This window comes from Achromobacter sp. 1011791174, assembly GCF_059760925.1.
Window position 1 is genome coordinate 1 of the sequence record NZ_JCBANH010000015.1, and the last position, 11,715, is coordinate 11,715.

Here is an 11,715-nt window from a genome sequence, read left to right on the forward strand (position 1 = left end):
TTCGCGGCGCGGGCCGATCTCGGCGATGTCGCCGGCCTGCCAGGCGGGCGCGGCGCCGGGCGGCGGCGCCAGCGTCAGCAGGTAGCAGGGGCCGCCCTGGCTGTCCGGGTTGAGTCGTTCGCGGCTTTGCAGACGCCAGGGTTCGTAGGCCGGCGTTTCCCAGTCGGGCAAGTCGCCGCGGCCGGCCAGCAGGCCCAGATGATGTTGCCAGTGGCGCAGCGCGGCGGCGTCGCCGTTGTCCACGTCGACGCGGTCGAACAGCGGCTGCGCGCCCTGTGCGCGCAGCCATTCATCCAGCGCGCGGCCGAAGCCGCAGAACTGCGCGTATTCGCTGTCGCCCAGCGCCAGCACGGCGTAGCGCAGGCCCGGAAGTTGCGGCGCCGCGCCGGCGGCGGCCGGCTGCATCAGGCTGGCGAAGGCGGCGGCGGCGTCGGGCGGATCGCCTTCGCCGTAGGTGCTGGCCACGAACAGCACGCGTTCGTAGCCGCGCAGCCGCGCCAGGTCGAGCTGGCCCAGCGCCGCGACGCGCACGTCCAGGCCGCCGGCGCGCAACGAGTCGGCGGTCTGGCCGGCCAGCGTCTCGGCGCAGCCGGTCTGGCTGGCGTGCGCGACGAGCACGGCGGCGCGCGGCGGCGGCTGGTCCAGCGCCTGGCGGGCCCGCGTTTCGCGCGCGCGCTCGCGGCGTGCGCGGCGCCAGGCCCAGGCGCATAGCAGCAGCCAGCACAGCACCACGCCGGCCGTGGCGGTCAGGCGCAGGGTCATGGCGTTCAAGATTGCGCGGCCAGCGCCTGGAACGCCGGGGTGGCGGCGAGCCGGAAGCCGCCGGCTTCGCGCAGGATGAAAAGCGCCGCCAGTCCGTGGCGGCGGGCCAGGTCCAGGCCCTCGGTTTCGCCCAGCACGGTCAGCGCCGTGGCCAGCGCGTCGGCCTGCATGCAGTCGGCGTGCAGCACGGTGACCGAGGCCACGCCGTTGCGCACGGGCTGGCCGTCGCGCGGGTCGATGGTGTGGGCGTAGCGCGCGTCGCCGCTGCCGGCGTGGCGGCGGTAGTCGCCCGAGGTGGCGATGCTCAGGTCGCGCAGCGGCAGCGCCAACGCGTGGGCGTCGCTGGCGTCGGGCACTTCCACGGCCACGCGCCAGGGCTGGCCGTCGGGCCGCAGGCCGCGCGCGCGCAGCTCGCCGCCGACTTCCACCAGATAGCCGGTCGCGCCCAGCGCGTCCAGCGCCTGCGCGGCGCGGTCCACGCCATGGCCCTTCGCGATCGAGGACAGGTCCAGGTAGGTGCCGCCTTCCTGCCAGGCGGCGCGGCGTTCGGGGTCCAGCTTCACGCGTCGCCAGCCGCAGCGCGCGCGGGCCGCTTCGACGGCGGCGGGCGAGGGCGGTTCGAAGGCGCGCTGGTGCGGGCCGAAGCCCCAGGCGTTGACCAGCGGGCCGACGGTGGGGTCATAGGCGCCGCCGCTTTCTTCGGCCAGCGCCAGCGCGTGCGTCAGCACGTGCCAGAAGCCGGCGGGCAGCGCGCGCCAGCCGGGGCCGGCGCGGTTGTAGCGGGTGATGTCGCTGTGGTCTTCCCAGGTGCTCATCTCGGCCACCACCTCGTCCAGCGCGGCCTGGATGGCCTGGCGCGCGGAGGTTTCGGCGCAGCCCGCGGGCAGCGCCAGCCGGGCCGACCAGGTGGTGCCCATGGTGGCGCCCGCCAGCGCGGCGGCCTGCGGGGCCGGCCGCGAGGGCAGGGCGGCGTAGGCCACGCGCACCACGGGCGCGGGCGCGCCCCGGGGCGCGTAGGACGCGGGCGCGGACATGGCGGCCTGGGCCTTCAACCGGATCAGGGCTTGAGCACTTCGAAGGTGCCGGCGTAGGACAGGCGGCGCTTCTTGGCCTGCGGCACGCTGACCTTGGCGTCTTCCATGCCGGCCTCGACCCAGTACAGGCCGGGCTGGGGCCACTTGACCGAGAACTTGCCGTCCTTGTCGGTCTTGGCCTTGATCTCGCCGACCTGGTCGCGGTAGCGGATGCCGCCGGCCACGATGGTCATTTCCAGGTCCGGGGCGGGCTTGCCGTCCAGCAGCATCTGGAAGGTGGCGTTCTCGCCCGCGTACAGGTCGTTCGGGTGCGTGACGGGCGCCAGTTCCAGGCCTCGGCCTACGGGCTTGACGGCGCTGGGCTTGCCGGCGGTGACGAAGGTCTCGACGCGGCCCAGGCTTTGCGAGACTTCCAGCTCGTCGGCCTTGGCGGGCACGGCCTGGGCCAGGCCCTCGGGCTTGCCGAAGTAGCGCTTGGGCTTGCCGTCTTCCTTCCAGCGCGCGAACACGCCGTCGTTGACCACGGCCACGCGATAGGTGCCGCTCTGCTTGAGCTGCAGGTCGAAGGTGCTGCGCAGCTTGCCGCGGTTCAGGTTCTCGGCCTCGGCGGCCGAGCCGTCCGGCGCGGTCACGGCCAGGCCGTCCAGGCGCAGCGGCGCGTGGTTGAAGTGGAACTTGTCGTTGCCGACGGCGGCGTCCACGGTGATCCAGCTGTCGGCGCCCGACAGCACGGTGGAGGACGGCACGACCCAGACGTCGTGCGCGCCGGCTGCGAAGGGCAGGCACAGCGCCAGGGCGGCGGCCAGGTGTTTGACGGATTGCTTCATGGTTGCGCTCCTCGTGGTCGATTGGGCGTTGGCGTTCGTATTGCGGTTCATCACGGCTTCAGGTCCAGCGCGATGGCGCCCAGCTCATGCTCGCCGCGCGCGCTCAGCTGTTCGGCCTTCTGCGGCGGCCATTGGAAGGGGATGCGCAGCAGCTCGCGGCCGCCGACCTCGCGGGCCGCTTCCACCACCACGGCATACTGGCCGGGCTTGAGCTGGGCCAGCGGCTTGGCGGCGGCATTGAAGGCCAGCGCGTGCTTGCCGGCGGGCTTGGTCGCGCCGCTCACGCCGTCCACCGGGAACTGCTGGTTGCGGCCGCTGCGGCGCCACCACTGGCGCATGTCCTTGAGCCATTCGGTGCCTTCGTTGTTCTTCTTGGCCACGTCGTACCAGACGGCCAGGTCGGCGGCCACGCTCTGGTCGGGGTTCTCGATCCAGATCGCCACATAGGGGCGGTGGTATTCGGCCACGTCCAGGCGCGGCACCTCGATGGACAGGCCCAGGTCGGCCGCGTTGGCGGTCCGGGCGATCAGTCCGGCCACGAGGGCCGGCAGCAATAGCTTGCGCATGGATGTCTCCAGGGCGGATCGTTGAATCAATGGATGAAGAGCAGGGCCAGCACCACGGGGATCACGATCCCCAGGCCGACCATGGGCCAGGTCGCGGCGCGGTTGCCGGCGTGCAGTTTCAGCAGCACCAGCCCGGTCAGCGAAAAGACCAGACAGGCCACGGCGAACACGTCCAGGAACCAGCTCCAGGCCAGGCCGGTGTTGCGGCCCTTGTGCAGGTCGTTCAGGTACGAGATCCAGCCCCGGTCGGTGCGTTCGTATTCGATGTCGCCGCTGGTCAGGTCGATCGACAGCCAGGCGTCGCCGCCGGCGCGCGGCAGCGACAGGTAGATTTCATCGGCGGACCATTCGGCCGGCTTGCCGGCGGTGGACGTGTCCAGTTCGCGGTCCAGCCAGCGCGACACGGCGTCGGGCAGCGGCGCCTTCTTCCGGCCGGGCGCGAGCTGGCGCAGCGCGTCTTGCGGCAGCGTGGCATGGCGCGTGGTGACCACGGCCTTCGATTCGATATGGGAAGCGTTGTTCAGCGTCAGCCCCGTGACCGCGAACAGCAACATGCCCAGCAGGCAGATCGCCGAACTGATCCAGTGCCATTGGTGCAGCGTCTTGAGCCAGTAGGCCCGGCGCCGGGAGGGGAGATGACTGTCCATGTGATCGTGGGAAGCGCAGCGCCGGATTCTAGCACTTAATGAGAATGAATCTTATAAGTGAAGGAAGAAAGATCACGCTGCCATTTCAACCGGTTTCGCGGCGTGCCGCGGGGGCGACGGCGGAATCATGGCGAGCGCCGGAACGGGGCGATTGGCGCGGGATCGGAGTTTTTCGGCATACTGCTACGGTGCAATCCATCCAGCCCGAACCGCGCGGCTTTTCGATCCCATGTCCGCATACCAGACCCTGATTCCCCTGAACTTCCTGGCCGTCGGCCTGGGCGCCGCGCTGGGCGCGTGGGCCCGCTGGCTGGCCGGACTATGGCTGAACATCGAGTCCTGGCCCTGGGGCACGCTGGCCGTGAACCTCGTCGGCGGGTATCTGATCGGCCTGCTGCTCGCGCTGGTGACGGCGCATCCGGAATGGCCGGCCTGGGTGCGTTTGGGCGCCATCACCGGCTTTCTGGGCGGCCTGACCACGTTCTCGACCTTTTCCGCCGAGACCGTGGCCATGCTGGAACGCGGCGCCTATGGCAGCGCGCTGGGCTATGCCGGCATCAGCCTGGCAGGTTCGCTGCTGCTGACGGGGGCAGGGCTGGCGACGGCGGCGTTGTTCCGCTGAATTCGTCGGCGCAGGCGTTTCGCGCTCGCCTTCGGAGCGGACCGTCGCCGGATCCGGCGGCATGCAAGCCACCGATGCGCAATCAACCCGCGCGCCTCATGCGGCGCGCGGGTTGAGCGTCCTGGCGGCGGCCAGCCCGCTCATCACCGCGCCTTCCAGCACGCCGGGATAGCCGGTGTCGGTCCAGTCGCCGGCCAGCGCCAGCGCGCGCCAGGGCGTGGTGTTCAGCGGCCGGGTCAGGCCCGGCACGGCGGCGAAGGTGGCGCGTTTTTCGATGAACAGTTCGGCCGCCCGGATCTCGGGCAGCGGCGGCAGCCGCGCGGGGTGGCGGGCCGCCTGCTCGGCCACCTGGTCGATCAGGGCCTCGATCACCGGCTGGCGGTTGCGCTCGGCCACGCCGACGGCGGCGCGGGCCACGACGGCCAGCTCGCCTGTCTTGTCGTCACCGACCAGGCGCGCGCGGTCGAACAGCCATTGGCCCAGATGGCCGCGCGCGGGATCCTCGCGCAGCATCATCATGGGTTCGGGCAGGCGCCAGGGGCCGGCCAGCCGGAGATTCAGCGTGGCGATCGGCAGGTAGTCGAAGGACTTGAGCGCGTCCAGCAGGCCGCCGGCGCCGGCCTCGCGCAGCGGCGCGTCCAGCAGGCGCGCGGCGAAGGCGGGCGGCACGGCCAGCACGGCGGCGTCGAAGCGCTCCTGGTTGACGACCACGCCGTCTTGCGAGGGCTGCAGCTGGCGCACCGTGTTGCCGTAGCGCATGGTCAGGTGCCGCGCGGCGGCGTCCGGCCACAACGCCGACAGGTCGGTGCAGGGCAGCAGCAGGTCGCTGGCTTCGCGCCTGCCGCCCAGGCTGTCGCGCAGCACGCGCGCATAGAGCCCGGCGCTGGCCTGGGCGGTGGGCGTGTTCAGCGCGGCCAGGCAGAGCGGATCCCATAGCTGGCGGATCAGGGTGTCGGATTGCGCGTAGTGGCGCAGCAGCTGCAGCACGGTCCATTCGCGCGGCGGCGCCCAGGACATGGCCTTGAGTCCGCGCATCAGGCGCAGCATGCCCAGGCGGTCGGACCAGGACAGGCCGCGCGCGCCCAGCACGGCCACGGCCAGATGCAAGGGCGCCGGCAGGCGCGGGGCCGACAGGCGGAAGCGGCCGTCCAGGCTGGCCAGCCGCAGCGGGCGGCGCATCAGCAGGGCGTCGGGGTTGCGGCCGACGCGCCGCATCAGCGCCAGCGTGTGGCGGTAGGCGCCGGACAGCAGGTGCTGGCCGTTGTCCAGCGGCGTGTCGAATTCGCCGTGGAAGACGCGCCGCGCGCGTCCGCCGGGCGTGTGGCCGGCTTCGAAGACAGTGACCTTGGCGCCGGCCTCGCGCAGCGCCACGGCGGCGGCCAGGCCGGCCCAGCCCGCGCCGATGACCGCGGCCTTCACCGCGCCAGCCGGCGGACTAGCCCGCGGCCGCCGCCCACCCAGGTTTTCCAGGCCAGCCAGAGCTTGCGCAGGGGCGTCAGCGAAATGCGCTGGTGCAGCACCTGCCAGTTGTCGCGCTCGATCTCGTCGAGCAGCGCGTGATAGATGGCCGCCATCATCAGGCCCGGCCGCTGCGCGCGCCGGTCGGCCTCGGGCAGGCTGCGCATGGCCTCGCGGTACAGCTCGCGGGCGCGGTCGGCCTGGAACTTCATCAGCGCCGAGAAGCGCTCGGAGTATTCGCCATTGAGGATGTCCGAGGCCTTGACCTCGAACTGCTGCATGTCGTTGACCGGGATGTAGATGCGGCCGCGGCGGGCGTCGTCGCCCACGTCGCGGATGATGTTGGTCATCTGGAACGCCAGGCCCAGCTTCTCGGCGTAGACCAGGGTCCGCGGGTCGCTGTAGCCGAACACGCCGGCCGACAGCTCGCCCACCACGCCGGCGGCGTGCCAGCAGTATTTGCGCAGGCCCGGCCAGTCCAGGTAGCGGGTCTGGTCCAGGTCCATTTCCATGCCGTCGACCACCGCCAGCAGCCGCTCGCGCGTGATCGAACAGCTCTGCAGGTGCGGCCGCAGCGCGAGCGTCACCGGGTGCTCGGGCTTGCCTTCGAACATCTGGTCGATCTGGGTGCGCCACCAAGCCAGCTTGACGCGGGCCAGCGAGGGGTCGGTGCACTCGTCGACCACGTCGTCGACCTCGCGGCAGAAAGCGTACAGCGCGGTGATCGCGCGGCGGCGCTCGGGCGGCAGGAACAGGAACGAGTAGTAGAAGCTGGAGCCGCTCTTGGCGGCCTTGTCCTGGCAGTATTCGTCAGGGGTCATATTCGGCGGGGCCTGTTGCTTGTCTTGTTGCTTACTTGATGGAGCGCCACAGCATGATGGCCCAGTCCTTGGCGCCCAGTTCGGGGCGGTTCATGAATACATCGTAGCCGCCGGCCTCGATGCGTTCGAGCACGCGCAGCCCGCCCTGCACCACCATGCGCAGCTCCAGGCCGATGCGGCCCGGCAGCCGGCGCGCCAGCGGAGCGCCGAAGTGTAGCAGCGCGCGCGTGCGCTCCACCTGGAAGGCCATCAGTTCGCGCCAGGCGGGCGTCAGCCGGGCGGCGGCCAGGTCTTCCTCGGAGACGCCATGCCGGCGCAGGTCTTCCTGGGGCAGGTAGACGCGGTGCTTGTGCCAGTCGACGCGCACGTCCTGCCAGAAATTGACCAGTTGCAGGCCGGTGCAGATGGCGTCGGATTGTTCCAGGTTCTGCGGGCTGGCGGCGTGGAACAGATGCAGCATCAGCCGGCCGACCGGATTGGCCGAGCGCGTGCAGTAGTCCAGCAGCGAGGCGTAATCCTGGTAGCGCGTGACGGCGATGTCCTGTTCGAAGGCCGACAGCAGGTCGTAGAACGGCGTGATCGGCAGCTGGTGGCACGCGATGGTGGCCGCCAGCGGCCCGAATATCCGCGCCAGCGCTGGATCGCCGGGGGCGGGCGTGGCGCCCGGCTCGGCGCCGATGCGGTGCAGCTCGGCGCGAAAGGCCGCCAGCTGCTGTTGCCGTTCGGCGTCGCTGGCGGGTCCTTCGTCGGCGATGTCGTCCGCGGCGCGGGCGAACCGGTATATATCGGTCACGGCGCCGCGCAGCCTGCGCGGCAGCAGCAGCGAGGCGACGGGGAAGTTCTCGTAGTGATCGATGGGCATGGTCCTGTGTTGCGGTCTGGCGGCGCCGGCCCGTCGGGGGCCGTGCCGGGGTTGTGTCCAGCCAAATATATGCCGGACCTCATGTCCTGGCCCTCATTGTAGTAATCCCTTGCGCATTCGCCGGTGGGGACGATCGGCTACATCTCGCCAAGGTGCGCCGGCATATGCCTGGGCGCTGACGGAAGGAGGCGCAAGGGGGCGGGTCTTCGCCAGCCGCCGGCCCGATCGGGGCAGCCGCGGATCCGGCTCCGCCGGTCCGCGCGCAGCGCCCCCTGGGGGGAAGCGCCGCAGGCGCCTCGGGGGGGGATATACTCCCCTCTGCTCAGGATTTCGCCATCATGCCGCGTCCCATATCCGCCACCATTTCCGTTTCCGCGCTTACCCACAACCTGGCCACGGTGCGCCGCCACCTGGATCAGACCGCCGCGGCGGCCCAGGGCCTGCCGCCGTCCATCTGGGCCGTCATCAAGGCCAATGCCTACGGCCACGGCATCGAACAGGCGGTGGCGGGGTTCTCCTCGGCGCAGGGGCTGGCGATGCTGGACCTGGACGAGGCGGTGCGCTGCCGCGAGGCCGGCTGGGGCGGTCCGATCCTGCTGCTGGAGGGTTTCTTCGAACCCGCCGACCTGGACATCGTCGACCGCTATCACCTGAGCACCAGCGTGCATCACCGCGAGCAGCTCGACATGCTGGCGCGGGCGCGCCTCTCGCGCAAGGTGGACATCATGCTCAAGCTGAACAGCGGCATGAACCGGCTGGGTTTCAGCCCGGCGGCCTATCCGGCGGCCTTCGAGCGCGCCCAGCTTCTGCAGCAGCAGGGCGTGCTGGGCTCGGTCGGCAAGATGACCCATTTCGCCTGCGCCGATGGTCCGCAGGGCGTCAACGAGCAGCTGGGCCTGTTCAATTCGGTGACGCACAGATTCCCGGGCGCGGTCAGCGTCTGCAATTCCGCCGCCACGCTGCGCTTCGCGGAAATCGCCGTCGGTTCCGAGACCCAGGCGCACTGGGTGCGGCCGGGCGTCTGCCTGTACGGCGCCTCGCCCTTCGCCGACGCGGACGCGGCCTCCTTCGGCCTGCGGCCTGCCCAGTCGCTGCGTTCCGAGATCATCGCGGTGCAGGAACTCAAGGCCGGCGATTCGGTCGGCTACGGCGCCATTTTCCGCGCCGAGCGCGCCATGCGCATCGGCGTCGTGGCCTGCGGTTACGCCGACGGCTATCCCCGGCACGCCTCCACCGGCACGCCCGTCATGGTGGCAGGCGTGCGCACCCAGCTGGTTGGGCGGGTGTCCATGGACATGCTGATGGTCGATCTGGACCCGGTGCCCGCCGCCGGCGTGGGCTCGCCGGTCTCGCTCTGGGGCGAGGACGGCCCGTCGGTGGACGAGGTGGCGCAGGCCGCCGGCACCATCGGCTACGAGTTGCTGTGCGCGGTGGCGCCGCGCGTGCCGGTCATCCGCGAACCCTGAAGCGGCCACGGCCCGGAGTCGGTCCGTTTTTCGTTCCGCGCGCGCTGGCGCGAGGCGCCCCGTGGCGGGCGCGGGCTCCGCTTTGGCGCGGGGTGTACGCCGGGCAAGAATTGCTACGCAATTTACAAGACAGCCGGCCCCGGATGGTGTCTACTTGAATTTGTAAATTGAAAACCGGGCGCTCATGCGCCCGTTTTCACCCCAGAAAACAGACTGCGAGGTTTCGATCCATGAAGGACAAATGCGTGCTCATCACGGGAGCCACCAAGGGCATAGGCTGGGCGCTGACCCAGCGGCTGTCCGATCTGGGCTGCCACGTGGTCGGTATCGCGCGCAACACCACCGACGTGGATTTCCCCGGCTACCTGTATGCCTGTGATCTGTCCGACGCCGGCCGCACCGAGGAAGTGCTGCGCGAGATCCGCGACAAATTCCCCGTGGACGCGGTGGTCAACAACGTTGGCCTGGTGACGCCGCAGCCGTTGGGCGAGATCGACCTGGCCTCGCTGTACAGCGTGCTGGATCTGAACGTGCGCGTGGCGGTGCAGGTGACGCAGGCCTTCGTCGAATCGATGAAGGTGCGCCGCGCGGGCCGTATCGTCAACGTGTGCAGCCGCGCCATCCACGGCGGCCTGGAGCGCACCGCCTATTCGGCGGCCAAGAGCGCGCTGGTCGGCTGTACCCGCACCTGGGCGCTGGAACTGGCCGAGTACGGCATCACCGTCAACGCGGTGGCGCCGGGCCCGATCGAGACCGAGATGTTCCGCGCCACTCGTCCCGCCGGCAGCGACGCCGAGAAGCGCGCATTGGCCTCCGTGCCGATGAAGCGCCTGGGCGCGCCGGCCGAAGTGGCGGCCGCCATCGCCTTCCTGCTGTCCGACGACGCCGGCTTCATCACCGGCCAGGTGCTGGGCGTGGATGGGGGCGGCAGCCTGGGCGGACGCACCTGAGCCTGTGTCGGCCCTGGCATGAAAAACGCGCACCGTGGGTGCGCGTTTTTCATGGGCGGTCCGCAGACGATGGCGCTAGTACGGTCCCTTGGCGGGCGCTGGCGCCGCGACGTTCTTGAACTCGCCGGCCAGCCGTTCGGCGGCGCGCGCCAGCAGCACCGCGTCCACGCCCACCGCCACGAAGCTGGCGCCCAGCGACAGGTAGTGCCTGGCCCGCTCGACATTGCTGTGCAGGATGCCGGCGGCCTTGCCGCTCTGCACGATGCGGCGGATGGCCTCGTCGATGGCCTGCGTGACCTCGGGATGGTCGGGCTGGCCCAGGTAGCCCATGTTGGCGGACAGGTCGGCGGGGCCGATGAAGGCGCCATCCACGCCGTCCACCGCCAGGATGTCATCCAGCGCGTCGACGGCGCGCGGGGTTTCGATCTGCACCAGCACGCACATTTGATCGTTGGCGCGCGTCAGGTAGTCGGGGATGCGGTTCCAGCGCGAGGAGCGGGCCAGCGCGCTGCCCACGCCGCGGATGCCGGCGGGCGGATAGCGCACCGCGGCGACGGCGGCGGCGGCTTCCTCGGCCGACTGCACCATGGGCACCAGCAGCGTCTGCGCGCCGGTGTCCAGGATCTGCTTGATCTGCACGGGGTCGTTCCAGGCCGGGCGCACCACCGGCGCGACCGGATAGGCGGCCACCGACTGTAGTTGCGCCAGCGTGGTCTGCAGCGTGTTGGGGGCGTGCTCGCCGTCGATCAGCAGCCAGTCGAAGCCGGCGCCGGCGCAGATCTCGGACGTATAGGCGCTTGCCAGGCCGGCCCACAGGCCGATCTGGGGCTTGCCGGCGCGCAGCGCCTGCTTGAAGGGATTGGTCAGGATGTCCATGTACGACGGGCTCAGATGAATTGGCAGTTGACGGAGCCGAGCACGCCGTAGTCGACGTTGAAGGTGTCGCCGGCGCGGGCCGCGACCGGCCGGGTGAAGGAACCCGACAGGATGATCTCGCCCGCTTCCAGCGCCACGTCATGGGCGGCCAGCTTGTTCGCCAGCCATACTACGCCATTGGCCGGATGATTCAAGACGCCGGCGGCCACGCCGGTCTCCTCGATGACGGCGTTGCGCGACAGGATGGCGCCGATCCAGCGCAGGTCCAGCTCGCCGATTTTCACTGGTCGCCCGCCCAGCACCACGCCGGCGTTGGCGGCATTGTCGGCGATGGTGTCGAAGACCTTGCGCGGCCGCTTGCTGTCGGGATCGATGCCGTGCGAGCGCGCGTCGATGATCTCCAGCGCAGGGATCACGTAGTCCACCGCGTCGTAGACCTGGAACAGCGTGACGTTCGGGCCTTGCAGGCGCCTGCCCAGCACGAAGGCCAGCTCGACCTCCAGGCGCGGCAGGATGAAGCGGCCGGCGGGAATCTCGGCGCCGTCCTGGAAGAACATGTCGTCCAGCAGCATGCCGAAATCGGGTTCGTCGATCTGCGAGGCCTGCTGCATGGCGCGCGAGGTCAGGCCGATCTTGTGGCCGCGCTTGACGCGCCCCTCGGCCAGCTTGATTTCCATCCAGGCCTTCTGGATGGCGTAGGCATCGGGGATGCCGATGTCGGGATGGTCGAGCGAGATCTGGCGGATCTGCGTCCGGGTGCGTTCGGCTTCGTGCAGGCGCGCCGCGAGGGCGCGCACGGTGGCGGTGTCCAGCATGGAGAGGTT

General features: G+C 70.6%; 13 protein-coding genes. 3 read left to right on the forward strand and 10 right to left on the reverse strand.

What is annotated here, in order from left to right:
- The 5 genes from AC6LJ5_RS07810 to AC6LJ5_RS07830 all read right to left on the reverse strand — a co-directional run.
- On the reverse strand, positions 1 to 762 hold a 762-nt coding region (locus AC6LJ5_RS07810; RefSeq protein WP_498140225.1), incomplete at its 3' end, for a flavodoxin domain-containing protein.
- A 5-nt stretch (positions 763 to 767) separates the two neighbouring features.
- Positions 768 to 1,796, reverse strand: coding sequence for an FAD:protein FMN transferase (locus AC6LJ5_RS07815; protein WP_498140199.1), 1,029 nt, complete (start codon positions 1,794 to 1,796; stop codon positions 768 to 770).
- 23 nt (positions 1,797 to 1,819) lie between these two features.
- Positions 1,820 to 2,623 (reverse strand): DUF4198 domain-containing protein, encoded by an 804-nt coding sequence (locus AC6LJ5_RS07820; protein ID WP_498140200.1) that lies wholly within the window; start codon positions 2,621 to 2,623, stop codon positions 1,820 to 1,822.
- 50 nt (positions 2,624 to 2,673) lie between these two features.
- Positions 2,674 to 3,189, reverse strand: coding sequence for a DUF2271 domain-containing protein (locus tag AC6LJ5_RS07825; RefSeq protein ID WP_212313350.1), 516 nt, complete (start codon positions 3,187 to 3,189; stop codon positions 2,674 to 2,676).
- A gap of 26 nt (positions 3,190 to 3,215) precedes the next feature.
- A complete protein-coding gene (locus tag AC6LJ5_RS07830) occupies positions 3,216 to 3,836 on the reverse strand; it encodes a PepSY-associated TM helix domain-containing protein (protein ID WP_498140201.1) in 621 nt (206 codons plus the stop codon).
- 229 nt (positions 3,837 to 4,065) lie between these two features.
- Between AC6LJ5_RS07830 and crcB the strand changes: the two genes are divergently transcribed.
- On the forward strand, positions 4,066 to 4,458 hold the full coding sequence (gene crcB, locus AC6LJ5_RS07835) for a fluoride efflux transporter CrcB (protein WP_103275198.1): 393 nt from the start codon (positions 4,066 to 4,068) through the stop codon (positions 4,456 to 4,458).
- 96 nt (positions 4,459 to 4,554) lie between these two features.
- Here the strand turns inward: crcB and hpnE are convergent, their stop codons facing one another.
- From hpnE to hpnC, 3 genes are read right to left on the reverse strand one after another with little or no spacing between them, the layout of a single operon-like run.
- Complete coding sequence (gene hpnE, locus AC6LJ5_RS07840; RefSeq protein ID WP_498140202.1) at positions 4,555 to 5,877, reverse strand: hydroxysqualene dehydroxylase HpnE; 1,323 nt, start codon at positions 5,875 to 5,877, stop codon at positions 4,555 to 4,557.
- Complete coding sequence (gene hpnD / locus AC6LJ5_RS07845) at positions 5,874 to 6,737, reverse strand: presqualene diphosphate synthase HpnD (protein WP_103275196.1); 864 nt, start codon at positions 6,735 to 6,737, stop codon at positions 5,874 to 5,876. Before hpnD ends, hpnE begins: the two co-directional genes overlap by 4 nt.
- Positions 6,738 to 6,768: 31 nt before the next feature.
- Positions 6,769 to 7,599 carry a squalene synthase HpnC gene (gene hpnC / locus AC6LJ5_RS07850; protein WP_498140203.1) on the reverse strand — a complete coding sequence of 277 codons (831 nt, stop codon included), beginning with the start codon at positions 7,597 to 7,599 and terminating at the stop codon, positions 6,769 to 6,771.
- A 338-nt stretch (positions 7,600 to 7,937) separates the two neighbouring features.
- On the opposite strand from hpnC, the gene alr reads away from it, so the two are divergent.
- Both alr and AC6LJ5_RS07860 read left to right on the forward strand, forming a co-directional pair.
- Complete coding sequence (gene alr, locus AC6LJ5_RS07855) at positions 7,938 to 9,065, forward strand: alanine racemase (RefSeq protein WP_103275194.1); 1,128 nt, start codon at positions 7,938 to 7,940, stop codon at positions 9,063 to 9,065.
- Between the two features lie 230 nt (positions 9,066 to 9,295).
- Positions 9,296 to 10,015, forward strand: a complete 720-nt coding sequence (locus AC6LJ5_RS07860; protein ID WP_103275193.1) for an SDR family oxidoreductase — start codon at positions 9,296 to 9,298, stop codon at positions 10,013 to 10,015.
- A gap of 75 nt (positions 10,016 to 10,090) precedes the next feature.
- Here AC6LJ5_RS07860 and hpaI read toward each other — a convergent pair whose 3' ends face one another.
- Together hpaI and hpaH are read right to left on the reverse strand one after the other, a co-directional pair.
- Positions 10,091 to 10,891, reverse strand: a complete 801-nt coding sequence (gene hpaI / locus AC6LJ5_RS07865; protein WP_392409904.1) for a 4-hydroxy-2-oxoheptanedioate aldolase — start codon at positions 10,889 to 10,891, stop codon at positions 10,091 to 10,093.
- Positions 10,892 to 10,902: 11 nt separating this feature from the next.
- Positions 10,903 to 11,706 carry a 2-oxo-hept-4-ene-1,7-dioate hydratase gene (gene hpaH, locus AC6LJ5_RS07870; RefSeq protein ID WP_392409903.1) on the reverse strand — a complete coding sequence of 268 codons (804 nt, stop codon included), beginning with the start codon at positions 11,704 to 11,706 and terminating at the stop codon, positions 10,903 to 10,905.
- Between the last annotated feature and the right edge of the window lie 9 nt (positions 11,707 to 11,715).